The organism is Deinococcus multiflagellatus (genome assembly GCF_020166415.1).
Classification (GTDB): Bacteria; Deinococcota; Deinococci; order Deinococcales; family Deinococcaceae; genus Deinococcus; species Deinococcus multiflagellatus.
In genome coordinates, this window is the sequence record NZ_JAIQXV010000005.1 from 162,295 (window position 1) to 186,928 (window position 24,634).

General features: G+C 68.1%; 23 protein-coding genes, 2 tRNA genes, 1 other RNA gene and 1 pseudogene. 10 read left to right on the forward strand and 17 right to left on the reverse strand.

The genetic code is table 11. The features are described from left to right. The first annotated feature begins 2 nt into the window (after window positions 1-2). Both K7W41_RS09240 and K7W41_RS09245 read left to right on the forward strand, forming a co-directional pair. Complete coding sequence (locus K7W41_RS09240; RefSeq protein WP_224607209.1) at window positions 3-524, forward strand: DinB family protein; 522 nt, start codon at window positions 3-5, stop codon at window positions 522-524. 134 nt (window positions 525-658) lie between these two features. Continuing rightward, window positions 659-1,039, forward strand: coding sequence for an ACT domain-containing protein (locus tag K7W41_RS09245; RefSeq protein ID WP_224607214.1), 381 nt, complete (start codon window positions 659-661; stop codon window positions 1,037-1,039). A 281-nt stretch (window positions 1,040-1,320) separates the two neighbouring features. Here the strand turns inward: K7W41_RS09245 and K7W41_RS09250 are convergent, their stop codons facing one another. From K7W41_RS09250 to K7W41_RS09260, 3 genes are all read right to left on the reverse strand, one after another. Next, a complete protein-coding gene (locus tag K7W41_RS09250; protein WP_224607216.1) occupies window positions 1,321-1,467 on the reverse strand; it encodes a hypothetical protein in 147 nt (48 codons plus the stop codon). 163 nt (window positions 1,468-1,630) lie between these two features. Next, window positions 1,631-3,502 carry an ATP-dependent zinc metalloprotease FtsH gene (ftsH, locus tag K7W41_RS09255; RefSeq protein ID WP_224607219.1) on the reverse strand — a complete coding sequence of 624 codons (1,872 nt, stop codon included), beginning with the start codon at window positions 3,500-3,502 and terminating at the stop codon, window positions 1,631-1,633. Window positions 3,503-3,614: 112 nt separating this feature from the next. Continuing rightward, on the reverse strand, window positions 3,615-4,064 hold the full coding sequence (locus tag K7W41_RS09260; RefSeq protein WP_224607221.1) for an ATP-dependent metallopeptidase FtsH/Yme1/Tma family protein: 450 nt from the start codon (window positions 4,062-4,064) through the stop codon (window positions 3,615-3,617). Window positions 4,065-4,147: 83 nt separating this feature from the next. On the opposite strand from K7W41_RS09260, the gene K7W41_RS09265 reads away from it, so the two are divergent. Beyond that, entirely contained in the window at window positions 4,148-5,572 is a 1,425-nt protein-coding gene (locus K7W41_RS09265; RefSeq protein WP_224607223.1) for a tetratricopeptide repeat protein, read from the forward strand. A gap of 139 nt (window positions 5,573-5,711) precedes the next feature. Here the strand turns inward: K7W41_RS09265 and K7W41_RS09270 are convergent, their stop codons facing one another. The 6 genes from K7W41_RS09270 to K7W41_RS09295 all read right to left on the reverse strand — a co-directional run bounded on the left by K7W41_RS09270 (window position 5,712) and on the right by K7W41_RS09295 (window position 13,182). After that, the gene (locus K7W41_RS09270) at window positions 5,712-7,502 is read right to left on the reverse strand and encodes a WD40 repeat domain-containing protein (protein ID WP_224607225.1); all 1,791 of its coding nucleotides are present in this window, start codon (window positions 7,500-7,502) and stop codon (window positions 5,712-5,714) included. 253 nt (window positions 7,503-7,755) lie between these two features. After that, a complete protein-coding gene (locus K7W41_RS09275) occupies window positions 7,756-10,221 on the reverse strand; it encodes a glutamine--tRNA ligase/YqeY domain fusion protein (RefSeq protein WP_224607227.1) in 2,466 nt (821 codons plus the stop codon). A 27-nt stretch (window positions 10,222-10,248) separates the two neighbouring features. Continuing rightward, complete coding sequence (locus K7W41_RS09280) at window positions 10,249-10,884, reverse strand: hypothetical protein (RefSeq protein ID WP_224607230.1); 636 nt, start codon at window positions 10,882-10,884, stop codon at window positions 10,249-10,251. A gap of 98 nt (window positions 10,885-10,982) precedes the next feature. Beyond that, window positions 10,983-11,444 carry a multidrug DMT transporter gene (locus K7W41_RS09285; protein WP_224607232.1) on the reverse strand — a complete coding sequence of 154 codons (462 nt, stop codon included), beginning with the start codon at window positions 11,442-11,444 and terminating at the stop codon, window positions 10,983-10,985. 108 nt (window positions 11,445-11,552) lie between these two features. After that, the gene (locus K7W41_RS09290; RefSeq protein ID WP_224607235.1) at window positions 11,553-12,725 is read right to left on the reverse strand and encodes a S1C family serine protease; all 1,173 of its coding nucleotides are present in this window, start codon (window positions 12,723-12,725) and stop codon (window positions 11,553-11,555) included. A 109-nt stretch (window positions 12,726-12,834) separates the two neighbouring features. Continuing rightward, on the reverse strand, window positions 12,835-13,182 hold the full coding sequence (locus K7W41_RS09295) for a hypothetical protein (protein ID WP_224607238.1): 348 nt from the start codon (window positions 13,180-13,182) through the stop codon (window positions 12,835-12,837). A gap of 136 nt (window positions 13,183-13,318) precedes the next feature. Between K7W41_RS09295 and K7W41_RS09300 the strand changes: the two genes are divergently transcribed. Further along, window positions 13,319-14,014, forward strand: a complete 696-nt coding sequence (locus tag K7W41_RS09300; protein ID WP_224607241.1) for an XRE family transcriptional regulator — start codon at window positions 13,319-13,321, stop codon at window positions 14,012-14,014. A gap of 349 nt (window positions 14,015-14,363) precedes the next feature. Here the strand turns inward: K7W41_RS09300 and K7W41_RS09305 are convergent, their stop codons facing one another. Next, window positions 14,364-14,804 carry an NUDIX hydrolase gene (locus K7W41_RS09305; protein ID WP_224607245.1) on the reverse strand — a complete coding sequence of 147 codons (441 nt, stop codon included), beginning with the start codon at window positions 14,802-14,804 and terminating at the stop codon, window positions 14,364-14,366. Window positions 14,805-14,845: 41 nt separating this feature from the next. Here K7W41_RS09305 and K7W41_RS09310 point away from each other — a divergent pair, with 41 nt between their 5' ends. Continuing rightward, window positions 14,846-15,295: a gamma-glutamylcyclotransferase family protein gene (locus tag K7W41_RS09310; protein WP_224607248.1), complete on the forward strand. Its 450-nt coding sequence runs from the start codon at window positions 14,846-14,848 to the stop codon at window positions 15,293-15,295. 71 nt (window positions 15,296-15,366) lie between these two features. Here the strand turns inward: K7W41_RS09310 and rpsO are convergent, their stop codons facing one another. Further along, complete coding sequence (gene rpsO / locus K7W41_RS09315; protein ID WP_221090281.1) at window positions 15,367-15,642, reverse strand: 30S ribosomal protein S15; 276 nt, start codon at window positions 15,640-15,642, stop codon at window positions 15,367-15,369. A 184-nt stretch (window positions 15,643-15,826) separates the two neighbouring features. Between rpsO and K7W41_RS09320 the strand changes: the two genes are divergently transcribed. Next, window positions 15,827-15,910, forward strand: a tRNA-Leu gene (locus tag K7W41_RS09320). A 109-nt stretch (window positions 15,911-16,019) separates the two neighbouring features. Further along, window positions 16,020-16,118, forward strand: an RNA gene (gene ffs, locus K7W41_RS09325) — signal recognition particle sRNA small type. 73 nt (window positions 16,119-16,191) lie between these two features. On the opposite strand, the gene K7W41_RS09330 is transcribed toward ffs, so the two are convergent. Together K7W41_RS09330 and K7W41_RS09335 are read right to left on the reverse strand one after the other, a co-directional pair. After that, complete coding sequence (locus tag K7W41_RS09330) at window positions 16,192-16,383, reverse strand: hypothetical protein (RefSeq protein ID WP_224607250.1); 192 nt, start codon at window positions 16,381-16,383, stop codon at window positions 16,192-16,194. Window positions 16,384-16,449: 66 nt separating this feature from the next. Further along, on the reverse strand, window positions 16,450-16,836 hold the full coding sequence (locus tag K7W41_RS09335; protein ID WP_224607251.1) for a hypothetical protein: 387 nt from the start codon (window positions 16,834-16,836) through the stop codon (window positions 16,450-16,452). Window positions 16,837-16,895: 59 nt separating this feature from the next. Here K7W41_RS09335 and K7W41_RS09340 point away from each other — a divergent pair, with 59 nt between their 5' ends. Continuing rightward, a complete protein-coding gene (locus K7W41_RS09340) occupies window positions 16,896-17,618 on the forward strand; it encodes a carbonic anhydrase (protein ID WP_224607253.1) in 723 nt (240 codons plus the stop codon). Between the two features lie 85 nt (window positions 17,619-17,703). On the opposite strand, the gene K7W41_RS09345 is transcribed toward K7W41_RS09340, so the two are convergent. Continuing rightward, window positions 17,704-18,939: an aminopeptidase gene (locus tag K7W41_RS09345; protein ID WP_224607255.1), complete on the reverse strand. Its 1,236-nt coding sequence runs from the start codon at window positions 18,937-18,939 to the stop codon at window positions 17,704-17,706. Window positions 18,940-19,043: 104 nt separating this feature from the next. Here K7W41_RS09345 and K7W41_RS09350 point away from each other — a divergent pair. Together K7W41_RS09350 and K7W41_RS09355 are read left to right on the forward strand one after the other, a co-directional pair. Next, a tRNA-Pro gene (locus tag K7W41_RS09350) sits at window positions 19,044-19,120 on the forward strand. 413 nt (window positions 19,121-19,533) lie between these two features. Then, window positions 19,534-19,719 (forward strand): annotated as a pseudogene (locus tag K7W41_RS09355) (IS982 family transposase); the annotation flags it as partial. Window positions 19,720-19,934: 215 nt separating this feature from the next. On the opposite strand, the gene K7W41_RS09360 reads toward K7W41_RS09355, so the two are convergent. The 3 genes from K7W41_RS09360 to K7W41_RS09370 all read right to left on the reverse strand — a co-directional run bounded on the left by K7W41_RS09360 (window position 19,935) and on the right by K7W41_RS09370 (window position 24,460). Then, window positions 19,935-22,400, reverse strand: coding sequence for a COG1361 family protein (locus tag K7W41_RS09360; RefSeq protein WP_224607257.1), 2,466 nt, complete (start codon window positions 22,398-22,400; stop codon window positions 19,935-19,937). Between the two features lie 1,169 nt (window positions 22,401-23,569). Then, on the reverse strand, window positions 23,570-23,773 hold the full coding sequence (locus K7W41_RS09365) for a DUF2171 domain-containing protein (RefSeq protein ID WP_224607259.1): 204 nt from the start codon (window positions 23,771-23,773) through the stop codon (window positions 23,570-23,572). Window positions 23,774-23,965: 192 nt separating this feature from the next. Continuing rightward, on the reverse strand, window positions 23,966-24,460 hold the full coding sequence (locus tag K7W41_RS09370; RefSeq protein ID WP_224607261.1) for a YciE/YciF ferroxidase family protein: 495 nt from the start codon (window positions 24,458-24,460) through the stop codon (window positions 23,966-23,968). Between the last annotated feature and the right edge of the window lie 174 nt (window positions 24,461-24,634).

Consider the following 24,634-nt stretch of genomic DNA (forward strand, 5'->3'; position numbering starts at 1 on the left):
GTATGGCCGACCTATCGCTGCCGCTGGAGACCTTTCGCCGCAACGCCCGCGTGAACGCGGCCCTCCTGGGGGCGCTGACGCCAGACGACTACGCCCTGAGTGACGGCCGGGGCGGCTGGACGGTCGAGCGGCACCTGCGCCACATGGCGGGCTTCCGGGTGGGCTGGCTGTGGAACCTGTCACGCGAACACGCCATGCCCCTGCTGGACCCCACGCAAAAAGACGCCGACGGGGACCCCCTGTGGCGCTGGCAGAACGCCCCCGCCGAAGACTTGGGCGCCGCCCTGAGTGCCGGCGACGAGGCCGCAGTGGACGCGGTGCAGGCCCACCTGGCCTCGGGCGAGCCGTTCGCCGATCCCTGGAACGAGGGCGGCTACCGGTCCAACCCGGCCCACTTTCTGATGCACACGGTGGTGCACGACAGCCACCACCGGGGCCAGATCATGGCGCTGCTGCGCCAGGGCGGCCACACCAAGGAAGAGATGGACGCCCTGGACAACCACTGGGGCATCTGGCGCGAGTAAGCCAGGCTTATGGGAGCAGCGGGCGGTGCCGGGCAAGGGCTGGAAGGGTGCAGCGGGCGGCTTTTCCCTCCGGCCTCTTCCTCTTCCCCTGACCGGGCACCCACGGGCCGCCTCTGGCCGCGCACAATGGGGCCATGACCCCTCAGACCCTCTCGGTGCTGCCCGGCCGCTACGCCGTGGTGCAGCTGCCGCCCGACGCACCCCTGCCCCCGCTGGCAGGGGCGTTCTGGTCGCTGACCCGCACCGCCGACGAACTGTCTCTGGTCTGCGCCGAAGCTGAAGTGCCGCCCGGGAGCACTGCGGCGGACGGCTGGGTGGCGTTCAAGCTGCACGGCCCGTTTCCTTTTCACCTGACCGGCATTCTGGCCAGCGTGCTGAACCCGCTGCGCGACGTCGAGGTGGGCATTTTTGCCCTCAGCACCTTTGACACGGACTACGTGCTGGTCAAGCAGGCACAGCAGCCTGAAGCCACAGCTGCCCTGCGCGCTGCCGGGCATACCGTGCTGGAAGCCTGAAGGTCAACCCGGACCAAGTCCGTGTAGCACGCACGTGACCCTGACGCCACCCAAACCTGTGGGCCTTATACCCCAGCGGCCGTCAGGTCCCTGCGCAGCAGGTGGTTCGTGTGGCCGGGCGGGTCATCCTGTTCCTCGGCGTACACCGCTCGTAAGAGGGTCGCGCCTGAAACGCCCAGGTGCCCAACTTGGCGCGGGTGCAGCCCAGGGCGGTGGCTTGCGTTTCCACGTGGCCGCGCAGGCACCCCAGCCCTGACCGCGCAGGGGTTCGTGCAGCCACATCAGGTCAAGTTCCAGCCGCCCAGCACCTCGCCCGCCTCCGAGAGCACGTAGCTTTCCAGCGGCACACGCATGCGGTGTTCAGGCGTCAGGCGCTGGCGCAGCATGGCGCTGGGCTCGTCGTTGTCGGCGACCAGGGCCGACGACACCACGGCCTCACGCCCTCGGCGTTGGCGCCGGAGTCCAGAGTGGAGGTGGTCATGGGGTCAGTCTGGCGGAGCGCATGGCATACGGCATCTGCCAGATTGCCCAGGGGCGCAGCAAAAACCCCGGCCACGCGGCCGGGGTTGGTAGAGGAGAAGCGAAATAGGGTTACGCCGTGGTCTGGGGCATGGGCTGCTGTTCGCCGCCCACGCGGCCCACTGCCTCGCGCACGACGTCACCGGTGATCAGTTCCTGGCTCAGCAGGGCGTCGGCCACCTCGTGCATGGCCTGGCGGTACTGGGTCACCAGTTCGCGGGCCCGCTCGTAAGCGCGGGTGAGGATGCGCTTGACGTCCTCGTCCACCAGCTGGCTAGTGTGCTCGCTGAAGGCCTTGGGCTTGGCCATGTCCTCGCCCAGGAACACGGGGCCACTGTCGGTGGTCAGGGCCATGTTCTTGAAATTGTCGCCCATGCCCCACTCCAGCACCATGCGCCGGGCGATGTTGGTGGCTTTGCGGAAATCGTCGGCGGCGCCGCTGGTCACGCTGCCCATGAACACTTCCTCGGCGGCGCGGCCCCCCAGGGCCACCACGAGCTGGTTTTCCAGGCGCTCCTTGCTCATCAGCACCTGTTCCTCGGGCAGGTAGAAGGCGGCGCCCAGCGCGCGGCCACGCGGAATGATGCTCACCTTCTGCAGCTTGTCGCTGCCTGGAATCACGGCGGCCGTCACGGCGTGCCCGGCCTCGTGGTAGGCAATCGCTTTCTTTTCCTGCTCGCTCACCGTCAGCGACCCGTTTTCCAGGCCCAGGGTGATCTTGTCCAGCGCGCGGTAAAAGTCGCTCATGTCAATCTGGGTCTTGCTCAGGCGGGCGGCTTCCAGCGCGGCCTCGTTGGTCACGTTCTTCAGGTCGGCGCCCGAGAAGTACGGGGTGCTCTTGGCAATCTCGTTGACGTCCACGCCGCCGGCCAGCGGCTTGTTGCGCAGGTGCACCTTCAGGATTGCCTCGCGCTCCCTGAGGTTGGGCAGGTCAATGGTCACCTGCCGGTCGAAGCGGCCCGGGCGCAGCAGCGCGGGGTCCAGCACGTCGGGGCGGTTGGTGGCGGCCAGCACGATCACGCTGCTCGTCTTGTCGAAACCGTCCATCTCCGAGAGGATCTGGTTCAGGGTCTGCTCGCGCTCGTCGTGCCCGCCGCCGATGCCGGCACCACGCTTGCGGCCAATCGAGTCAATCTCGTCAATGAACATGATGGCCGGGGCGCTCTTGCGGGCGTCCTCGAACAGGGTGCGCACGCGGCTGGCGCCCACGCCCACGAACATCTCCATGAATTCCGAGGCACTGACACTGAAAAAGGGCACGTCGGCCTCGCCGGCGATGGCGCGGGCCAGCAGCGTTTTACCGGTGCCGGGGGGGCCCACGAGCAGCACGCCCTTGGGAATCTCGGCGCCAATCTGGTGGTACTTGCCGGGGTTTTTCAGGAAGTCCACGACCTCCACCAGTTCGCGCTTGGCTTCCTCGTGGCCGGCCACGTCGGTGAACTTGGTGGGCACGCGGTTTTCCTTGCCGTACTTCTTGGCGCGGCTCTGGCCAAACTGCATCACGCCGTTCTGGCCGCCCTGGGCGCGCATGAAGAAGAAGTACATCATGGCAAACAGCAGGATGATCGGCAGGAAGTTCAGCAAAATCCCCAGCCACTGGCTGGGCCGCTCAAAGCGCAGCTGCACGTTCTGGCGCTCCAGCTCGCTGATCAGGCCGCTGTCGGGCGTGGCCTGACTGCTGGGCAGCAGCACATTGAAGCCCTCGACGGAGGTGGTACGCGGCGCCTGATTGGCCGGCCCCGGGAGCGTGATCTGGGTGGCTTCTTTCAGCGTGACCGAGGCGTTGTTTTCGCGCACGACGACCTGCGCCACCTTGCCCTCCCGCAGCAGGTCTTTGAATTGGTTGTAACTCACGCTGGTCCGTCCGCTGAGCGGCGCCTGCGAGAACATCAGGAACAGGGCCAGGACGAACAGGACGATCAGCCAGGGATTGAGCCGTTTCAAGAACAGTCCTCCGAATGGGGAAGGGGAATAGGGAATAAGGCGGACTTCGCCCGCTGAACTTGAGTCTACCAGACTCAAGGTGGGTGAGTGAGTGACCCCTTACACCTGCCCTTTAGCGTTGCGTCACCCGGCGTTCTCTCAGCCACACGAACAGCGCGCCCAGCAGCACCAACGGCAGTGCCATGAACAGCGCCAGCAGGATGATCGGCAGGAAGTTCAGCAGAATGCCCAGCCACTGGTTGGGTTGCTCAAAGCGCAGCGTCACGTTCTGGCGCTTCAGCTCGGACAGGAGCGCGCGGTCTGAGGTCAGGGGTTCAGGCCAGGCAAGGCGGTAAGGGCGGTCATCGGTGCGCAGGCTGACCTGCGCCGCCTTGCCGCGCACCACGACCGCCTGCACCTGCCCGGCGCTCAGGGACGAACGGAAGTCGGCGTCGCTGAGCGGCGTGCTCTGGAGGCCCGCCAGGGCCCGCCACCCCAGGAGCCCCAGGGCGGCAAAGACGCACAGGGCCAGCACCCCGCCCAGCACGGGCCAGAACGGCGCAGGAACACGGGGTTTGGTCATGGGCCCATGACACCGCAGCGCGCGGCGCGCCGCAAGCGGCAAAAGGAGGAGAGGGGGGCAGCGGCGCAGTATCCTGCCAGAGAATGATTGACGTAGCCACCACCTGGCAGCAAGTGTGCGCGGCGCTCGCGGGGGGCGACTACGACGCGGCCTTTGGCATTCTGGAGGCGGCATCGCGCGAGGCAAAGAAACCCGAGCGGGCGCGGCTGGCCCTGTACCTGGGCCACCTGCACGCCCTGTACGGCGACGCGGCCCTGGCCGAGCTGGGCGCCGCGCTGCGCGAGGCCCGCACCCTGGACCCGGCGCGGCGCGACGACCCGCTGTACCTCGCCCTGTCGGCCGAACTTGACGCCCGCACGCGCGGCGAGGAGGCCGCCCCGCCCCCCCAGGCGGCGCGCGAGGCCACTGACGCCCTGCCCCGCTTTCACGCGCTGTGCGCGCTGGCCCTGGCCGGCAAACCGCAGGAGGCCCTGGACGTGCATGTGGGCAGCGCCGACCTGCCCCAGCACCTGCGCTGGCGCCTGCGCTCCTGGGAGGCCGACGCCCACGAGAGCCTGGGCCAGAGCGCCGAGGCGGCGGGGCTGTATGCCGAAGCCGCCCACCTCGCTTCGGGCATGAACCGCGCGGTCATGCTGCAGGAGCAGGCCGCGCTGCACCTGCAACTGGGCCAGCCCGAGGCCGCCAAGGCCGCGCTGGATCAGGCCCGGCCCCTGTACGCCGCCCGCCCCAGCCCCGACGAGGCCGAGGAACAGGGCCTGAACCTCGCCACGTGGCACTACCTGCGCGCCCAGGCGCTGCTGAATCTGGGCCAGCCTTCAGCGGCGCACGACATGATCCGCGAGGCCGCGCGCCTGGAAGCCCAGTACGGCGACCCCAGCTACGGCGTGGCGCTGGTGCGCGGGCAGGTGCTGACCCACCTGGGTCTGACCGAACAGGCCCTGGAGGCTTTTGGCGAGGCGCTGCGGCTGTCGGCCGACAGTGACCGCCCGTATGCCAACCACGAACTGGGCGTGGCCCTGCTGGACCTCGACCGCCCCGTTGAAGCCCGCGAGAAGCTGGAAGCGGCCCTGTCGGACCCCGAATACCCCTACCTGCCCGAGGTGCTGGCTGACCTCGCCGAGTGCGACTACCGCCTGGGGCGCCTGCCCGAAGCGCAGCAGGAAGCCGAGCAGGCCTTATCGCAGGGGGCCGTGGTGCCGGCCAGCCTGGTGCTGGGCAGCGTGGCGCTGGACTATTTTCAGCTCGACGACGCCCTGGACCACTACGAGCGCGTGATCCGCGAGGCCGCCCCCGGCAGCCGCGACTGGCTGACCGCCTCGCAGATGGCGGCCGACGTGATGGCCCAGCAGGGCTTTCCCAACCCGGCCGCCGCCTACGCCTACGCCCAGCAGGCCCTGAGCCACACCCCCGAAAGCGACGACTGGCACGTGACCCTGCAGGAGCACCTGCGCCGCGCGGGTGAGCTGCTGGCCCAGCAGGGCGCCCAGGGAGGCCGCACGCTGAACTGAGGGCCATGGGCCATGAGCTCTGGGCCATGGGGAGAAGCAGGGTCACGCGTTCGGGTGGCCCTGCTTCTGTTGTGCTGGATAGCAGAAAGGCCATGAGCGCCGGGTTTCCCCATGGCTCATGGCCCATGGCCCAACACCCTTACTTTTTGACCGTGTACACCGTGGCGCTGCCGCTCTGGCCCAGCAGGCCCGAGCCCACCAACAGTTCGCGGCCATCGGCGCTCCACACCAGCAGCGAGGTGCGCAGGCTAAACGTGCCGGTGCGCGTCAGCAGGGCGCCCGTGGCGGTGTCGTAGATCTGCAGGGCGTTCTGGGCGTCGCCGGTCAGCACGGCCAGCAGTTTGCCGTCGGGGCTGAAGCGCAGCGCGCGCACCGCCCGGCCAAACACCAGGGTCTTGAAGGCGGCTGTGGCGCCGGGCTTGACCAGGGCCACCCGGTCATCGTCCTCGGTGCCGTAGACCACGGCCAGGGTGCCGCCGGGGCTTTGCTGCAGCTCGTAGGCCTCGGCGTCGGCGGGGAGTTTGAACACAGGCGTGCGCTTCTTGGTGCCCAGGTCGTAGCGGAAGAGGTCACCCTCGTGCGGAATGATGATCAGGCCCTTGCCGTCCAGGGTGGGCAGGGCGTCGTGGATGTCCTCGAGCTTCAGCTGGGTTTCGGTGACCTTGCCCAGCACCTTCCCGCTGCGGCCGTCGAGCAGCGCCGCGCCGTAGTAGCCGCTGACCGCCGCAAACTGCCCACTGGGCGAGGCGTGCAGCGTTTCGTACTCGGCGTCCTCGTCCAGGGTGGCCACGCGCGTGACTTTGCCCGCGCGGTACACGTTCACGCTCAGGCCGTTGAGCGTCCAGACGCTGTCACCCATGGCCTCGGCGTTCGACAGGCGGCTGGTCTGGCCCACGTTCAGGGCCGTGCCGGTCTTGAGGTTGATGAACTCGCTGACCCCCGCGTGCGCCGCGCCGCCCACAAACGCGCCCAGGAGCGCGTTGCTCGACGGCAGGGTCACCTGGGGCCGGGGCGGGGCACTCAGGTCGGCGGTGCTCAGGCGGCCCACCGTGCGCCCCAGCGCCAGCACGGTGCCGTCGGGCCCAGCGGCCAGCGGCCCAGAGGCGCCGAATTCCAGCGGGTCACCCACCGCCTCGCCGCTCACGGCGTCGTACAGCTGGCCCTCGCCGTACTGGGCATACACGAACTGCTGCGGGTTCAGGAACACCACACTGCCGCCGGTGGACAGGTCCTCGCCGCCTTCCACCTCGGCCGCGGCCTGACCAGCGCGCAGAATCACGGCCTGTTCATCCAGGCGCACCACGGCGGCTTCCGCGCCCGGCACGAAGGTGGCCGCCACCTCGTAGGCCTCGCCCGCCACGTCAACCTTTGCCAGCACCTCGCCGCTGCTCAGGCGCACCAGCTCCGCGCGGTCCTCGTACAGCGCGACCAGCAGGGTGCCGTCGGGGCTCACGGCCACGTCGTACAGGTCGCCGCCGCCCAGCACCTCCTGGCGCTGCCCCGTGGCGACGCTCACGCGGTACAGCGTGCCGTCGTCCTGCAGCAGCAGGTCGCCCTGGGCGTCAAAGCCCAGCCGGGTGTCGTAGCTGGACGGGCCGCTGCGCACCTCGCGGCCGCTGGCCACGTCCCACACCGCCCAGCGGCTGCGGGTCATGGCGGCCAGCCGCGCGCCGTTCGGGCTGGCGACCAGACCGGTCACGTCGTTTTGCAGGGTGTACCAGCTGCGCACCGTCTTGAGGTTCTGGTCCAGAATCAGCACCCCGTTGTCGGCGTTGACGGCCACCTGCCCGCCGGGCAGAAAGGCGGCCACCCGGGTGTCGGCGCCGGGCACGGTGTAAACCTTGGGGTCCGAGAGGGTCAGCGCGCTGGCGCTGCCCAGCAGGAGGGCGGCGCCCAGCAGCCGGGCCATGGCAGAAGGAAGCTTGGTCATCACCTGCCACTGTACAGGGACGCGCCGCGCCCGGCACATGCAAGTGCGCCCCCCACCGCACGGGCGGTGGGGGGGCAGGGTGGGGTGTGTCACAGCGGTATTCCGTTCCGCCCTGGGGAGGGAAGGACCCCCTCAACTCCACTCCAACCACTGTCTGTCGCGGTCACTCGCTCCGCTCGCCCCACAAGACCTGAACGGGAACCCTTCAGGTCTTGTGGTCACCGCTATCAGACCGCCTGGGCGCCGCGCGGGGTCAGGCGTCCTGGGGGGCCAGGGCGCGCTGCAGGGCCTGGGCCAGCGCCTGGGGCTGGGCCTTGCCGCCCGTGACGCGCATGGCCTGGCCGGTGAAAAAGCCCATCAGGGCCGTCTTGCCCGCGCGGTAGGCCGCCACCTTGTCGGGATGGGCGGCCAGCACCTCGGCCACCGCCGCTGCCAGCGCCTCGGCGGACAGGGCGCCCCCCAGGTTCTCGCGCTCGATGATGCCCAGCGGCGCCTCGCCGGACGCGGCGGCGCGGGCCAGTACCTCGCGCGCCACGCGGGTGGTCAGCTCGCCCGCCGCCAGCCGCTCGGCCAGCGGGGCGAGGTCGGCGGCCTGCACCTGCACCGTGCCCGCCCGCAGCCCCGGCGCAAGGTCGTTGACCGCCCACGACACCACCTGCCCAAAGGTGGCCCCGGGCACGGCCCCCTGCACAAAGGCCAGCAGCGCCTCGTCCCGCGCGGCGGTACGCGCCTCGGCCTCGGCGGCGCCCAGCCCGGTCAGCCGCGCCGCCTCGGCCTCCTGCTCGGGGGTCAGCGGCGCCGGGGCCGCAGCTGGAGAAGCTGGCTTCTCGCCCCCCACCTGTTTCTCGACCCCTTGACCCCTCGACCCCTGGGCATTCTTGCTCTGCCCCTCTGCCGCCGGCTTTCCGCCCTCTGCCTTGCCTGCCCAGGTGTCCTTCAGCGTAATAATTCGGCCGAACACCAGCGTGCCGGGGCGGCTGTCCACCGGGTCACGCCAGAAGTAGCCCTGGCGCTCAAACTGGTACCGGGTATCGGCGGGGTCGTGCTCCACGCTGGGTTCCACAAAGCCCCGCGTCACCCGCAGGCTTTCGGGGTTCAGGTAGCGCAGGAATTTTGCGTCCAGGGGCGCGGATTCATCCTCGTGGCCAATGCCTTCGGGATCAAAGGGGGGATTCTCGGGCCCGGCCGCCGTGTCCTTGGGATTGGCCGCTTCTGGGTTGGGCACCCGGAACAGGCGGTCGTACAGCCGGAATTCGGCGGGCAGGGCGCGCTCGGCGCTGACCCAGTGAATCACCCCGCCCGCCTTGGCGTCCTCGCCCAGCAGGGTGGCGTGAATGTGGGTCACCTGCCCCTCCTCATCGACCTCAAAGCGGTCAGCGCGGATAATCCCGGCGCCGCGCAGGCGCACAGTGCCGCCGGGTGTCAGGCGCTTGTAGCCCTTGGGAGGCTCGGGGTGAAAGTCGTCGCGCTCAATGTAAAGCTCGCGCGTCAGGGGCACCGGGCGGGTGGCCTGTTCGGGGGCCACGCGCTCGCCCGTGGGCCGGGCCACGAGGCCGTCCGGGCTGTCGCGCACCACGTCAAAGGGCCAGTAGGGCAGCTGAAGGATCTGCGTGGTGCCGAGGTTGCTCAGGGTCAGGCGCACCGGGTTCAGCACCGCCATCACGCGGGGGGCGCGGTGGTTCAGGTCGTCGCGCACGGCGTTTTCGTACACGCTGATGTCCACGGTGCGGTTGGTGCGGCTCACGCCGATCTGGGCGGCAAAGGCGCGAATGGCTTCCGGGGTCACGCCCAGGCGGCGCTGCCCGCGCAGGGTGGGCATACGGGGATCGTCCCAGCCGCTCACGGCGCCCTCTTCCACCAGCTTGCGCAGCTTGCGCTTGCTGGTGATGGTGTATTCCAGGCCCCGGCGCCCGAACTCGTACTGGTGGGGCCGGGGCTCAAAGCCCAGGCGCTCCATCAGCCAGTCGTAAATGGCGCGGTTGTCCACGAATTCCAGCGAGCACATGGAATGCGTGACGCCCTCAATGGCGTCTTGCAGCGGGTGCTGAAAGTCGTACATGGGGTAGATGCACCACGCGTCCCCGGCGCGGTAGTGGTGCCCGCGCAGAATGCGGTACAGCACCGGGTCGCGCAGCTTCATGTTGGGGCTGCCCAGGTCAATCTTGGCGCGCAGCACATGCTCGCCGTCGGCAAACTCGCCGGCCCGCATGCGGCGCAGCAGGTCCAGGTTCTCTTCGGGGGTGCGACTCCGGTAGGGGCTGGGGGTGCCGGGGGTATGGGGGTCGCCGCGCAGCCGGGCCATCTCGGCGCCGCTCACCGAGTCCACGTAGGCGTCGCCCTGCAGGACCAGTTGCTCGGCGTAGGCGTAGTAGCGCTCAAAGTAATCGCTGGCGTAATACAGGTGTTCGCCCCAGTCCCAGCCCAGCCACTGCAGGTCCTCGGCAATGGCGTCGGCGTATTCCTGGGTGGCCAGTTCGGGGTTGGTGTCGTCCATGCGCAGGTGGTAGCGCCCGCCGTACTGCACAGCCGTCTGGAAATCCAGAAACGACGCAAAAATATGCCCCAGGTGCGCGTAACCGCTGGGTTCGGGCGGAAAGCGGGTGACCACCTGCGGGTATTTGCCAGCCTTCAGGTCGCGCTCAATGATCTCGGTAATGAAATTGGGGGCCACGCGCGGGGCGCCGGGCGAGGAGGCAGCAGGGGACTCGGGGGCCGTCATACCCCGTAGGATAGCGGCCCCCAGCGGTTACTTCAGGGTGCCCAGCGCCTGCCGGGCCTGGGCCTGCACGTCGCGGTCCAGGGCGCTGTCGGCGTTCAGGGCGGCGGCGCGTGCCAACACCGCGCGGGCCTGGGGGTCACGCAGCAGGGCCAGGGCCAGCCCCGCGTGGGCCTGCACGAACACAGTGTCCGGGGCGGCGCGCGCCGCGCCCAGCGCCAGGGTGCGGGCCCGGTCCGGGTTGCCGCCGCTGAACAGGCGCGCCCGCGCCCAGGCCCCGGCGTGCCACTCGGCCAGCACCGCCTGCAGGTCGGGACGGCCTGGGGCCAGCGCCAGGGCGCGGTCCAGGGCGGCGCGGGCCTCGTGGGCGGTGTTCAGGGCGCCCAGGGTGTAGCCCCCGGCGCGCGCCTGCAGCCCCAGGGCGCTGCCCAGGGCCAGCGCGGCGTCGGGGTTCTGGGGCTGCTCGCGGCTGGCCTGCCGCCCGGCCTCCACGGCGCGCGCCACCCACAGCGCGCCCCCGGCCCGGTACTCGGCCTGCGCGGCGGCGGCGCGGCTGGCGGTCAGGGGGTCACTGGCCGCGCGCGCCGCGTCGTAGGCACGGGCGTACTCGCCGCCCAGCAGCAGCCCCGGCGCTGCCGCCACCTGGGCCCCGGCCAGAGAAACCATCAGAACAGCTGCCAATGCGCCGCGCTTCACAGGCCCCACCCTAGCGGGCGGACGTGAAGCGCGGCTGACGGTACGGCTGATGGTGGCGTGCGGCGGGCTCAGGCGGCGGGCTGCTCGGTGGGGGTGTCGGCCTCGGCGCCCCGGCGGCCCCGGGCCGGGCGCTCGCCCGCAGGCTCGGTGGGCGTGCCCGTGATGCGGGCCAGGGTGGCTTCAAAGGCGCGCAGGGCGTCGCTCTCGCCCAGTTCGGCCACGGCGCGGGCATTCAGGGCGCCCAGTTCCTCGCGGGTCACGGCGTATTCGGGGGCCTCGTGCCCTTTCAGGCCCTGTAGCACGCGGTAGGCGGTGGTGGCTTCAATGGTGGCGCCCTTGGCGGTGGTCACCTGGGCGTCACTGTGCATCTCCGCGCCAATCAGGGTGATGCTCGCGGGGCTGATCAGGGTCACGCGGTCGCCGCGCTCTTCCATGTGGGCGGCCAGTTGCAGCAGGCCGCGCAGGTCCAGCATGCGGTGAAACAGCTCCAGGTGGGCCAGCATGGCTCCGGCTTTTTTCAGGGTGTCCATAGCTGCATTATTCTGCCCTAGGCAGAATTGTCAAGGTCTATTACGAGACTATGAAGACCGCTCTGCACACAAACGGGGCCCGGAGGCCCCATCTGCACGCGCCTGCTGTCAGTTGCGGATGGTGCTGCGCCCTGCCAGCGTGAGCTTGACCTCCAGCGGCTTGCCGTCGCGCAGCACGCTCAGGGTGATGGTGTCGCCGGGCTTGTAGGCCCGCACGGCAAACTGGAACTCGCTGAAATTCACGATGCGCTTGCCGTTCACGGCGGTCACGATGTCGCCCGAGATGCGCTCAGCGTCGGCATTCAGCACCAGGGGCCGCAGGCCGGCCTGCGCGGCCGGGCTGCCAGGGCTCACACTGGTGAAAAAGGCGCCGGGGGTATCGCCCAGCTTCAGCAGCGGCGCCAGCTTCCGGAAGCCTTCTGCGGGTAGGAAGAACAGGTCGGAAAAGGGCCCGCCCAGCCCAATGCCGATCACCGGGGCGTCCAGCTTGGCTCCCGCTTTCAGCTGCGCCAGCCGGGGATCGGTGGCCGTCACCGGCACCGCGTAGGACTGCGGCTGGCGCGACTGCGGGCTCACGCTGATGTAACTCACGATGCCGGTCAGTTCGCCCCGGGCGTTCACCACCGGGCCGCCGCTGTCGCCGGGAATCAGGGGCGCATTCAGTTCCAGGGTGCCCGGCGGAAAGTCCGCGCGCCCGGCATCTGAATCCAGGCCGGTCAGGCGGCCCACCTTGGTTTTCAGGAACGCGCCGTTCCCGTTGCCAATCGCCAGGGCAATGTCGCCCACGGCCGGGCGCGCGGCGGCGAGGCGCAGGTAGGGCGTGCCCGCCGGGACGGAGACCCGCAGCAGCGCCAGATCATCCTGGTCGTTGTAGCCCACCACCTGGGCTACGTAGCGCGTGCGGTCCTCGGTCTGCACGCTCAGGACCGTGGCGCCCTGAATGACGTGGTAGGCCGTGAGCACCAGGCCGTCAGGGGAGATCAGCACGCCTGTGCCCACGCCGTTGGTGCGGCTGCAGGCCGGGGTGGGGCACTGCTCCACGCGCACGGTGGCCGGGCGCACCTTGGCCACCAGGGCCTGCAGGGTGGCCTGCTCCTGCGCCGTGAGGGCCGCCGCCGTCGTCCCCGAGCGCACGCGGCGGTCCTGAACACTTTGTGGTGGGGCCGATGTGGGGCTCTGGGCAGGCGCGGTTTGCTGGGCGCTGCCGGCCGACAGCAGACCAGAGAGCAGGGCCACAAGGAAAGGGCGGACAGCGCCGCCCACAGCTGACCTGAGGTTCATGCGGCATTCTCGGTCAGCGGCGGCCGGCATGCTGTGGCCAACATTTCTATGTGACTTGGGGCAGATTTCATGCAAGTTGCAGCCTTTTTCATGATGGGGGTGCGCCCGCTCAGCGCTCCGGGTCACGGCCGGGCAGCGGGGGGCGCAGGCCCAGCTGACGCTCAATCAGCACGCTCAGGCGGACCAGCACGGCGGGGCCACTCCAGCCGGTGACGCAGGCGGCGGCCAGCAGCAGCGCGGGGGCCACGGGGGCTGGCAGGGCGGCGCTCAGCAGCGCCGTGACGGTCAGGGCCGCCACGCCAGCGGCCAGGGCCTGGGCAGCGGTGCGGCGCAGGGGCTGCCGCCCCGGGCGCGACAGCACGCGGGTCAGCTGGGTAAAGCTGCCCGCCACAAAGGCCAGCAGCAGCAGGGGGGCCAGGGCGCTCAGCGCGGGGGGCAGGGAAGACGGGTCAGGCATGGCGGCCTCCGACGGCAGGGAAAAAGGGACCCACGAACGAACGCGGTGCGATCTGCTGTCAGCATAATATGTCTATAGACATAAAACAAGTGACCGGTATGCAATCCCTGGCCGGGCAGGCGTTTACACTGCGCTCATGACCACCACCGTCCCCGGCAGCGATGTGGCCCTCTGGCTGCGCGAACAGCGGCGGCGCCAGGGCCTGGGGCAGGCCGAACTGTGCGCCCGCACCGCGCAGCACGGCGGCGAGGCTGGGCGCGTGACCCAGCCGTATCTCAGCCGCCTGGAACGGGGCGAGCGCGCCCTGAGCGCCCTGACCCCCGAGCGGCAAGACGCCCTGCGCCGGGCGCTGAACCTGTCGCTCAGCGAATGGACCGCCCGCACCGGCCTGCGGCCCCTGGCGCCGCACCCCAGCGAGGATGTCCTGAGCACCCTGGAACTGGTGCGCGTGCCGGTGCGTGCCCTCGCCACGGCCGGCCTGCCCACCGCCGAGGCCGAGGGCCGCGTGATTGATTACGAACTGGTGCCCCTGCGTGACCACCGCCCCGGCATGCTGGTGTTGGAGGTGCAGGGCGACTCCATGAGCACCGAGGCGGGCGGGATTCGCCCCGGAGACCGCGTGTACGTGGACCCCGGCGACCTGGACCTGCGCGAGGGCCGCATTTACGTGCTGCATGTGCCGGGCCTGGGCCTGACCGTTAAGCGCCTGCGCCGCTACAGCGAACACCTGTGGCTGAGCAGCGACAACCCCGACCACCCGCCCCTGAAGCCCGAGGAGGCGACGGTCGTGGGCCGCGTGTACTTTCACCAACCGCGCGGCCAGCGGCTCTAAGGCCGGGCGAAGCGGGAGAAGACGGCCCGAGGCGTTGAGGGCTCCTTTTCCAGTCACGGTGGCCTCGTCTGCGGTGCCGCTTTGGCCATCGGCCTGAAGCGTTGTTGGGATGCCCAAGTTGGAATGGTCCATCCATAGAGGGCTCACCCTCTGCGGCGCAGCGCGGTTCATTGCCCACGGCTCAGCCGGCCCGGCCTGAACCGTTGCGGGCTCAGCGTTGGTCTTACAGCGTCGGCCAAATTCGTCCTGAAGTCAAAAAGCCGCCCTTCAACTCTGCCCGCGCCGCCTGTCTCTGGTGGGGAGCCCGCAGAGCGATGGAATGCATCTTCCACCGCTCTGGCTTTTGCTCTCAGACCAGCGGGGGCAGGCTGAGGGTGCGCTGTACCGGGCGCACCACGCCGCTGCGGCCGGCGGTCCAGTCGGCCAGCCCGGCTTCGGCGTCTGGCAGCAGGGGGCCGGGCAGGGCGCCGGGGGCAAACCAGCCCAGGGCGGTCAGTTCGGCCGGGTCGGGGTGCGGGGTGCCGCCCAGCACCCGCGCGGCAAACACCCAGGCCAGAATGTCCGGCCAGCCGCCGCCCTGCAGGCGGTAGACGCCCACCACGCCGCCCAGTTCCACGTCCAGGCCCACCTCTTCGCGCGCTTCTCGCACGGCGGCTTCGGGGGCGGTTTCGCCGGGGTCCACCACCCCGCCCGGAAAGCCCCACAGGCGCAGGCCGTAACTCTGCTGCACCAGCAGCACCTGACCCTGGGGGTTGGTGAGCAGGGCAGCGGCACACTGACGCAGTGACATACCCCCACCATAGAGCGCCCGGCCCCGCTACAGTGGCGGCCATGACCCAAGGGCCCTGCGGCGTCTTTGTGTACGGCACCCTGATGCCCGGCGAGCGCAACGCCCATGTGGCGGCGCTGGGCGGCCCTTTCCGCGCCCAGCGCGCGGTGCTGCGTGGCTTTGCCCTGTACCACCTGAGCCCCGAAGCCTACCCCGCCCTGGTGCCGGGCCCCCCAGACGCCGAGGTGAGCGGCCAGCTGCTGAGCTACACCCCCGAAGCGTGGCGTGCAGCCCTGCCCTTTCTGGACGACCTGGAGGGGCTGCACGACACCCCACCCCTGTACACCCGCCAGCCCGTGACCCTGCACCTGGAGGGTGGGGGAGAGGCGCCCGCCTGGGTGTACGTGTACGCCCGCACGGGGCGGCTGGGGCAGCCCGGTGCCGTGGCGGTCCCGGGCGGCGACTGGCGGGCCGTGCCCCACCGCGACCGCCCAGCCCCCGGCGAGCGGTAAAGCACCAGCGCCGCAGGCATCAAAAAACCGCCACCCTGCTTCCGGGGTGGCGGTGACCATTCAGTCGGCGTTTAGCGGACGATGCGCTGGCCGCGACGAATCTTGAGTTGATCGGTCAGGGCGATGTACTCGTCGTAGTTGGTGCGCTCCAGGTACTTCAGCAGGCGGCGGCGCTGGCCGTTGAGCAGCTGCAGGCCGCGCTGACCGTGCTTGTCCTTCTTGTTGGCGGTCAGGTGGGCCGACAGGTTGTTGATGCGCTCGGTCAGCAGGGCAATCTGCACGGTGGTGCTGCCGGTGTCGGTGCCGTGCTTGGCGTGGGTCTGGATGGTCTGCTTCTTGTCGATCATGGGTGATGCCTCTCTTGTTATGAACGTCCCGCACGCGCCAGCCCGGCAAAAACGGGGAAGAACCCCCGGGGCCCGACCGTTCGCGGCGGCAAACGCGAGGATAGCACGCCGTGGCACAGAAGCAAGCGGCCTCACCTTGACACGGGCCCCCCTCCCCCCTAGTATGGCTTCGCCTCTCTGAGCTGCTCGGGTGGCGGAATTGGTAGACGCGCACGTTTGAGGGGCGTGTAGCTTAGCTGTGTGGGTTCAAGTCCCATCCCGAGCACCACAAGCGCCGGCACCCTGATTCGGGTGCCGGCGCCGTTTTGTGCCTTCATGCCAGCGGGCCGCGCGCTGGCCTCTGGTCTCAGCACACCTGTGCTATGCTTCCGCCTGCATTGCTGGCGCAGCGCAGCGTGAACGCCTGAACCTGGTCAGGGCCGGAAGGCAGCAGCCATAAGGGATGATTCGCGGGTGCCGCTGCTCACCGGCAATGCTTTTTTAGTGCCATCACTGCGCGCGGCCCACTCCAACGAGGGGCCGCGCGCTGCTGTAAGGCTGGCGAGGTTCTTAGCGCGTCAGGCGGTCCAGGTCGCTCTGGGCCTGGCGCAGGCGCGCCTGCCGGGCTTCGCGCTCGGTGTAGACGTGGGCGTGGGGGGTAAAGTGCTCGGCCAGCGGGGCGGGGTTGCCCACCTCGTGCCCCAGGGTGGGGCGCAGAACCGGGTGCAGCAGCGACAGCAGGGAGACGGGGTTCTGGCTCATGCCCCCAGGGTCACGCCCGCCTGTCACAGCGGGGTCTGCGCCGGGTCAGGGGCCCGTCAGCCGCGGTCAGCGGGTCTTGGGCTGCAGCACCAGCGCCTGGGTTTCTTTGACCACCGCCAGTTCGCGCAGTTGTTCGGGGTCCAGGTCGCCGGCGCCGGCCAGGGCCTCGGCCTTTTTGCGGTCAATGGTGGCGGCCTCCAGCGCGGCGGCGTCGCCAAAGGTGTCCCGAAAGCGGTCAATGGGGTAGTCCACCCGCCGCGAAATCTTGAGAACGGCGCGGTACAGCTCGGTTTCGGCCTGCTGCCCGCTCTGCAGCGCGGCCTTGATGCGCGCGCCCAGGGCGTCGCGTTCGGCTTCCAGGCCCAGCAGGGTGTCGCGCAGCGTGGCGTAGCGCTCAAGCAGCTCGGTCAGGGACAGCCCGTCAACTTCGCTGTGGATCTCGTGCTCACTCATGAAGGGCAGCATAGACCCGGTGCAGCCCTTCACACGGCGCGGGCATTACCATGCCGCGCATGGATGACACCGCCGAACACTTCGCCTCCGACCTGGAGCGTCGGTTGCTCGACGCCATCCGGCGCGGGGCCAGCATGGCGGACATCGCCGAATTAAAAGAATCGGACGTCGCCACCCCCGAAGAGGCCATTCAGGCCCTTAAAGACGGCAACGCCCGGTTTTTCAGCGGGCACGCCACCCGCCCCGAGGTCAGCGCCAACGAGCGCCGCGCCCAGATCATGGGCCAGACCCCTTACGCGGCGGTGCTGGCCTGCAGCGACAGCCGCGTGCCGGTGGAACTGGTGTTTGACCAGGGCCTGGGCCAGCTGTTCGTGGTGCGCGTAGCAGGCAACGTGGTGGGTGAATCTGGGCTGGGCACCCTGGAATACGCCATTCGCCACCTGGACGTGCACCTGATCGTGGTGCTGGGCCACGAGGCCTGCGGCGCGGTGGCCGCCGCCCTGATGCCCGAAGCCCAGCTGGCCCAGGAACCGCCCCACCTGCAGGCCCTGATCCGCCGCATCCAGCCCAGCCTGCGCGCCATGTCGCCCATCCGCGACAAAAAGGCCCGCATGCGCGAGGCGGTGCTGCACAACGTCCGCCATCAGGTGCAGCGCCTGCGCGGCGAGGCCCTGATCCGCGCCGCCGAGGCGTGCGGCCAGATCCGCGTGATTGGCGCCTATTACGAGATCGGCAGCGGGGCTGTGGATTTCCTGACTGAAGAAGAGGACTTAAGGCCATAGGGCGGCCCATGGCAAATGGTCAATGGCAGAAGGCCGATGGCTCAGGGTCGCCCCAGCCATCGGCCTTCTGCCTTCTGCTCTCCGCCTAGATCACAAACTCGCCGTTCCGCATCACCGGCTCGCGGCCACCGTCCCTGGTCAGGCCGTCCACGTTCATTTGCCCGCTGCCAATCATCCAGTCCACATGGGTCAGGGAGTCGTTGCCGCCCTTGGCCAGGAATTCGTCCAGGGTCATGTCCACCCCGCCGCGCACGTTAAAGCGGTAGGCGCTGCCAATGGCGATGTGGCTGGCGGCGTTCTCGTCGTACAGGGTGTTGTAGAAAAACAGCCCCGAGCGGCTGATGGGACTGGAGTGCGGCACCAGCGCCACTTCGCCCAGGCGGTGGCTGCCTTCGTCGGTCTCGATCATCTTCAGCAGCGCGGCCTCGCCCTGCTGGGCGCTGGCGCCGGTAATGCGGCCGCCCTCGAACTGAATGCGGATGCCGTCAATCAGCGTGCCGTTGTACGACAGGGGCTTGGTGCTGACCACGGTGCCGTCCACCCGCTCGCGGTGCGGGGCGGTCCAGACTTCCTCGGTGGGAATGTTGGCGGTAAAGGTGACGCCGCCCGGGGTGTCGGCCGCGCCGCCGCCCCAGACGTGGTCGTCGGCCAGGCCCACCGTCAGGTCGGTGTCGCCACCCTGAAAGTGCAGGGCGTGATACTGCTTCTCGGTCAGCAGGTCGCGGCGGCGTTTCAGGTCGGCCAGGTGCGCCTGCCACAGCGCCACCGGGTCGGGCTGGTCGGCGCGGGTGGCGGCGAAGATCGCGTCCCATTGCTGCGCCACGGCGTCCTCGGCGCTGGCGTCGGGGAACATCAGCCCTGCCCAGCCCGAGACGGGCGCGCTGATCAGGTTCCAGTTCAGGCGGTTGGTCATCACCTGCGCGGTGTAAGGGCGGCGGTAGGCGGCCAGGGTGCGCTGGTGGGTGGCCACGCGCTCGGCGTCCACGCCGCCCAGCAGGTTGGGGTTGGTGGCGCGAATGGCAATCACGGCCCCGCCCGCGTCGGCGGTTTCGATCTCGGCGTCCACCCGCCACTTGCTGAGCTGCTCAAAGGAGCCGTCCGGGGCCAGCTCAAAGCGGGCCAACTGCACGTCGTCGTCGTCCCAGCGCACGTCCACAAAGCTGGCACCCGCCGCGTAGGCCTCGCGGACCACCAGCCGGGCCAGCGTCGCCGTTTCCACCGGGGCCTGCACCAGCACCCGCTGGCCCTCACGCACGCCCAGACCCACCCGCACCGCCAGCCGCGCGTAGTTGCGCAGTTTCTCGTCAAAAGAAAGTGTCATGTCAGGGTGCAGGATAGCGGGGCCTGGGGGCAGGGCGGCTGCCGGGGCCGGACACAGCCCTTGACGGCTGTGGCCCTGTTGCCTATAGTTCTGTGGCTGGCCGTCGAGGCGTAGCGCAGCCTGGTAGCGCACTACCTTGGGGTGGTAGGGGTCGTGAGTTCAAATCTCGCCGCCTCGACCAGCATGAACTCCCTCTCTGAGGGAGTTTTTTTATGCCTCTCATAGTTGCTGCGAATACGGGTGGGCTCTGGGTTCAAACCATGCGGAAGGACCGGTGTCTCTGGGCGATTCCGGCTCGTCCGTGCCGCTGCCGATTTCCCCTGTGAACCACCCAAGCCGTTGGATCCCCCACACCTCCGAGCGAGGTGATATCGGTCGCCACATGACCTGAATGGTTCACCTTCAGGTCATGTGGTGCGAGCAGAGCGAGCGACCGCGACAGACGGCGGTTGGAGTTGAGGGGGATGCCTTCCTCCCCTCCATGAAACTGAATTCGGCTGTCTGTCACTCATGCGAGAGAGTTTCGGATACTGCCCTGCTGGCCTGCTCTAAACCTCTCACAACGTTCTGCACTTCAGTCAATGGGGGCGATTTCTCAAGCTCAACCAGTTCCTGCACTTCCCATCTGAACCGCAAGCTCGCATTCGGCTGACTCGGTTCATGCCAGTGGTTGAGCAACCGGCCACCGAAGTCCCGTGTCTGAACTTTATTGCTGTGGATTCTGAACCAGTTCCTGTCTGCACGGCCAAACGCCCAGCACGATGCGCATTCCGAGGTGCATGATCGCCGGGAAGAGGGGCTGACAGGGCGGCGATCAGCCACTGAGGTGAATGAAGTTGTCTGCGAGACTCCCCAACGCGCCCTTCAATCGGCGGCTGAGGTGGGTTCCTCCTGGCATGGACCGTGACAAGGTTGGATAGAGAGCACAGGGACGCAAGGCCAGAATGGCCTTGCGTCCCTGTGCTGTAAGAACCGTTGGACCGATGCAGTCTGATTTACTGCGCGATGATGGTCGAGGGTTCGGAGGAAATCCCGCCGTAGGTGTTGGCCGAGCGGATGCCGCGTCCGTCCCAGTAGAAGCCGCTGAAGTACTGCTGGGCGCGGGCAGTCCCAGCCGGAGCAATCACGGTGTGGCGGGTGTAGAGCACGGCGTTGGGCTGAATCACGAAGTCAGAGCGCAGGCGCACGGTCTGCGCAGAGGTGCCCACGTTGGTGAGGAAGTAGTCCACGCCTTCAACCAGCGCCACGCGTGAGGGGTTGGTGTAGTCACTGACGATCGCGCCGGTCACTGGGTCACGCACAGGGGTCGGGTCATAGAAGACTTCTGTCTTGCGGATCTGGAACACGCCGCCCACCGTGCGGGGGTCAGACACGCGGTCGTTGTAGCCGAAGGAGTAGCTGATGACGTTGTCACGCAGCCCCTCGTTCGAGCCGGTCTCCACCGACTGGGCACTCACGTAGGCGAATTCCGTCTGCTCACGGAAGGGGTCGCCGGGGTCGGTCATCTGGGTCTGGGTGGCCACGATGCTCGCCACGTTCACGCAGGCCCGGGCCGAGCCTGTGGGCGTGCCGCCGGGGTACGAGAAAGCGTAGGTGCCGGTATCGCAGTACTCGCCGGGTAGGGCGCCTTGCGGAATCGTGCTGCTGACCAGCAGGGTGGCAGACTCGCCAGGGGCCAGAGTGAGGCGTTCAGTGGCCGAAACAACGCGACTGGCGGGATCGTAGTAAGCGCCGCGCGTTACGCCACGAATGGTGTAGGACCCGCTGCCGAAGTTCACGAAGAGGGGCTGGCCGTTGGTGCCGTTGGTGGGGTTGTTGCCCAGCAGATCGTACAGGTCAATGTTGCTGGCGGTGGCCGAGCTGTTGTTGCGAACCGTGATCAGGGAGTTGTAGGTTTCGCCTGGGCGCAGGGTGGGGGTGGGGGCCGCAGTGCCAGTGGGGGCCGTGGAGCCGGTGTAGTTGACCTTGTTGATCACAAGGCTGGGGGTCGCTACCGTCAAGCACGCGTTGGCGTTGCCCTGGGCCGGGTTGCCGTTGGGGGCGCTGTATGAGCCGGTGTCGCAGTACTGGCCGTCAGCGGTCGGCGTGACCGAGAAGACGAAGTTCCGCGTCTGTCCGGGCTGAATCGTGATGGGTGCCGAGGTGGCAAAGCCACCCTGGGCGTTGGCGGTGGTGCCCGCCGGTACGCTGTTGACGCGGTAGTTGGCCAGGGTCCCCGTGGTGAGTACGTCGCTGACATTCACGCCGGTGGCAGGCGCCGTTCCGCCGTTGTAGACGCTGACGCGCACGCCCACCGTCTGGTTGCTGACCACGCTGTAGTTGCTGCCCAGGCTGCCCGTCACGTTGCCCTGGGCGTCCAGGGTCACGAAGTCCTTGAAGATGTTCAGCTGAGGCGCCGCCACGCGGAAGCACTCGTTGTCGCTGAGGTTGGGGGTGGTGGTAATGCCGAAATCGACGTTCGTGTACTGCAGAACAGCAGCCGTATCACAGTAAGTGTCGACGGCGTTGCCCCGGGCTGTGAAGGTCAGTGTGCGGGTCTGCCCAGCCGGCACCACATCAATCACCGTGTTGAAGCCGGTCCCGTTCACGGTGTTCAGGGCCACAGGGTTGCCGTTGGCGTCGGTCACCGTGCTCAGCGTGTAGGCGCTGGCCAGACCACTCGTCAGGCGATCAGTGACCGTCACATTCGTCGCGTCGGCTGCTCCCGAGTTGGTAATGGTGATGCGCAGCTGCGCCGGCTCGTTAAGGCCAAAGTAGCCATTGGGGGACGGGTTGATCAGATCCTTGGAGATGGTGAGGCGGGGGGCCGGTGCAAAGCGCTTGTTCAGGTTCTGCTTGCCCACCTCGGTGCCGTTCACGTAGGCGATAGCGCGCACTGTAGCGGTGGCGCGGTCGGCGTCGGCAAACAGGGTGATCCAGCTGAACCCGTCAGTGTCGGGCGAGGCAAGACCGGTGAGGTTGTTGAACGGATAGTTACGGTCAGAGGTGGGGAAGCGCACATTCACGCCGTCGCGGCGGTTGGTGGTGGTCGCGGCACTCAGCGCGTTGTCGTTGATGTCCTGTGAGCGGTACCCGGTTGGCATGCCGCCTTCGTCGGCCGCGCTGATCCGGGTGCCGCCCGTCTGGTCCACGATGTCCCAGCGAATGTCGGCGCCGACCACCGGATAACGGTTGCCGTCATCGGCGCGGTAGGTCACGTAGCCAGCAGCGAGGTTCTGGGTGCGGCTCGGAGCAATCTCGCTGCGCTCGGCGGCGTTGTCGGTCCCGGCAGCGTTCGCGCCGCCTGAGTTCACCACGGTCGAGTCAATGCCGCCATTGGGCAGGTCCTGCAAGAAAGCGGAGAACTGGAAGCGACCTTCTTCGACAGCGGCGCGAACGTTGGTGATGGTCACCAGGGTCCCGTTGGCGCTGCGGTACGCAATGGTACCGTCGGTGGCCAGAGGGCTGACCGGCTTATACACAGGATCGGCGGGTTTAGAAACGTATCCTGGACCTTTCGAGGGGGTCGTGGCAGGTGGGTTGGAGGCGTTGGGAGAGGTCGTGTTGCCACACGCGGCCAGCAGGAGAACGCAGGTCAGGCTAAAAAGTCCTACACGTTTTGCATCCATATTACCCTCCTCGGGAAATGGTTAAGAAGTCGTTTGATAGCGTTGGGGCGGGGGTCAATCTGATTTAACCCCTTGCCAGCTTTGACTCACCGGACGTTTCCGATACTAAGGAATATGGGGACAGCTTGAAATACATGAGATATTAATAACCATCACAAACCCTTTAGCTGACTGTAGGGCAGCGTCAGAAAGGAAAGAATGAAGAAAAACGTATAATTTATTTGTCTTAAAAACGTTATTCTATGAGGGACGATGAAACCGGTCTTCATGATTCTGGCATCGCCCGTCAGCTGTTGGACCTTAGAGCTGGCGGGCGATGCGGTGTTCGACAGACCTTTTGCCTGCACGCCCAGCACCGTCCTGAGGAGGGGTCTGGGACAGCTTCAGGTTCTCCTGCTCCGCCAAGGTTGCAGCGGGCCTTACTCTTGATGCCCTCTCCAGAGAAGACGGCCTGCAACAGCGCATGGTGTGCCTGGAGCACGGGTTTCTTGGGGCCGGGTGGAAGAAAGGCTCCTCAACCACCTTGAACGAGGTGCCGAGAGCCCTTGAAGGTCAGACAACGGACTGAATTGGCTGGGCCGGGCAGTATGGTGTGGGCCCTAACGCAGCCGGCATGTCCCAAGCCGCCTAAAAGCGAGCCCCAGAGCCGCACTGGGGTCAACGCCAGGGCAGTTCTAGGGCAAACGACCCAGGTGCCTGAGCAAGGCAGCAGTACCCAGGGCCTTCCGGGGCCACTGCCTTCAGGATGGGCAGACAGCTCCGGGGCGACGGCCGCCCGTGATTCCCTTCAAGCAGTGGTGCATAGTAGCGCAACTGGGGAAGACACTACCCCCACTCCGGGCTACGCCGGAAGTGGGGGTTAACAGACAATTGGGGCCCCAGTTGGGTAGGTTTGTGGGTCAGCTGCTCAACTGAGGTTCTCTCCTGCCTTCTTGCAAGAGGGTCGTCACCAGCAGGGCCAACTTGGCGCATGCCCATGAAGTGGGCGTCTGTGGCCTGCTCTGCTGGCGTCCCCAGTCGACCTACAGCGTGGCCAGCAGGTCGTGGTGGCTGAGCTTCAGGTGCACCGCGCTGTCCACGCCAGCCACCGTGTCCAGCGGCACGAAATGGTCGCGGTTGTCGTCGGGCAGCCGCATGCGAATGTATTCACGGTCGACTTCCACCACTTGGCCGTGCTGCACGCCGTCGGCGCAGACAATAGGCATTCCCTGGGTAATCTCGTTCATCACGTCACCTCCGGTCTGGGCCGCGCCCGTGGGCGGGCCAGGCTGGCTTCTACTGTGTGGCCGCGCGGCGGGGTGCAGATGAGCCCCGCGTTCAGCCCTCCCAATGGTCGGCCGGCACTGGTTGGCCAGCAGCGCCGCCAAAAAAGGGCGCCCCAGGGCCAAAGCCCGGGGCGACGCGGGGGGGTTTCTCCCTCAGGCGCGGGCAGCGGCTTGGTTGATGGTGTCGGCTAGCATGGTCAGTTCCTTATCGGTGGCCTTCTCTTCGTTCTCGGTGACGCGCAGCACTTCCAGGTGGCCCTGCTGGCCCAGCACCTCGGCGTAGCGGGCCACGGTGCCGTAGCCGGCGATCTCGTAGTGCTCCACGCGCTGGGCGCAGGCGATCAGGCCCGCGTCCTTCACCTCGGGGGCGGCCTGCTCCTGAATCATCTCGTTGCCTTCGGCGATCAGGCCCTGCATGGCTTTGCAGGTGTGGCCGCCCGGGGCCATGCCCAGGTCGGCGAACACCGATTCCAGGCGCTGCACCTGCTGCTGGGTCTGCCCCAAGTGCTTGAGAAAGCCCTGTTGCAGCTGGGGGTTGCTGGCGGCCTGCGCCATCTTGGGCAGCGCTTCAACGAGCTGGGTTTCGGCGGAATAGAGATCCTTGAGCTGTTCAACGTAAAGATCGTGCAGGTTTTTCATGGCCGTCATATGGACCCTCCTTGGCGTTCTGCCGAATCATCCGGCCTCTGGTCTAAAGGTCCCGGCAAGTCTGATGAAGAGCAATTCACCGCCTCCTCGCCGCAGCGCGGGGTTGCCTCAAGGTCTGCTGAACCCTGCCCGGTTGCCCGGCGGGCGCGTGCGGCCCCGGGCCCAGGCGCGGTA

Excerpts from the sequence above, each read along its gene's own strand:
- K7W41_RS09240 (WP_224607209.1), top strand. The coding sequence starts at position 3 with ATGGCCGACCTATCGCTGCCGCTGGAGACCTTTCGCCGCAACGCCCGC.
- K7W41_RS09245 (WP_224607214.1), top strand. The coding sequence starts at position 659 with ATGACCCCTCAGACCCTCTCGGTGCTGCCCGGCCGCTACGCCGTGGTG.
- K7W41_RS09260 (WP_224607221.1), bottom strand. The coding sequence starts at position 4,064 with ATGACCAAACCCCGTGTTCCTGCGCCGTTCTGGCCCGTGCTGGGCGGG.
- K7W41_RS09265 (WP_224607223.1), top strand. The coding sequence starts at position 4,148 with ATGATTGACGTAGCCACCACCTGGCAGCAAGTGTGCGCGGCGCTCGCG.
- K7W41_RS09270 (WP_224607225.1), bottom strand. The coding sequence starts at position 7,502 with ATGACCAAGCTTCCTTCTGCCATGGCCCGGCTGCTGGGCGCCGCCCTC.
- K7W41_RS09275 (WP_224607227.1), bottom strand. The coding sequence starts at position 10,221 with ATGACGGCCCCCGAGTCCCCTGCTGCCTCCTCGCCCGGCGCCCCGCGC.
- K7W41_RS09280 (WP_224607230.1), bottom strand. The coding sequence starts at position 10,884 with ATGGTTTCTCTGGCCGGGGCCCAGGTGGCGGCAGCGCCGGGGCTGCTG.
- K7W41_RS09285 (WP_224607232.1), bottom strand. The coding sequence starts at position 11,444 with ATGGACACCCTGAAAAAAGCCGGAGCCATGCTGGCCCACCTGGAGCTG.
- K7W41_RS09290 (WP_224607235.1), bottom strand. The coding sequence starts at position 12,725 with ATGAACCTCAGGTCAGCTGTGGGCGGCGCTGTCCGCCCTTTCCTTGTG.
- K7W41_RS09295 (WP_224607238.1), bottom strand. The coding sequence starts at position 13,182 with ATGCCTGACCCGTCTTCCCTGCCCCCCGCGCTGAGCGCCCTGGCCCCC.
- K7W41_RS09300 (WP_224607241.1), top strand. The coding sequence starts at position 13,319 with ATGACCACCACCGTCCCCGGCAGCGATGTGGCCCTCTGGCTGCGCGAA.
- K7W41_RS09305 (WP_224607245.1), bottom strand. The coding sequence starts at position 14,804 with ATGTCACTGCGTCAGTGTGCCGCTGCCCTGCTCACCAACCCCCAGGGT.
- K7W41_RS09310 (WP_224607248.1), top strand. The coding sequence starts at position 14,846 with ATGACCCAAGGGCCCTGCGGCGTCTTTGTGTACGGCACCCTGATGCCC.
- rpsO (WP_221090281.1), bottom strand. The coding sequence starts at position 15,642 with ATGATCGACAAGAAGCAGACCATCCAGACCCACGCCAAGCACGGCACC.
- K7W41_RS09330 (WP_224607250.1), bottom strand. The coding sequence starts at position 16,383 with ATGAGCCAGAACCCCGTCTCCCTGCTGTCGCTGCTGCACCCGGTTCTG.
- K7W41_RS09335 (WP_224607251.1), bottom strand. The coding sequence starts at position 16,836 with ATGAGTGAGCACGAGATCCACAGCGAAGTTGACGGGCTGTCCCTGACC.
- K7W41_RS09340 (WP_224607253.1), top strand. The coding sequence starts at position 16,896 with ATGGATGACACCGCCGAACACTTCGCCTCCGACCTGGAGCGTCGGTTG.
- K7W41_RS09345 (WP_224607255.1), bottom strand. The coding sequence starts at position 18,939 with ATGACACTTTCTTTTGACGAGAAACTGCGCAACTACGCGCGGCTGGCG.
- K7W41_RS09365 (WP_224607259.1), bottom strand. The coding sequence starts at position 23,773 with ATGAACGAGATTACCCAGGGAATGCCTATTGTCTGCGCCGACGGCGTG.
- K7W41_RS09370 (WP_224607261.1), bottom strand. The coding sequence starts at position 24,460 with ATGACGGCCATGAAAAACCTGCACGATCTTTACGTTGAACAGCTCAAG.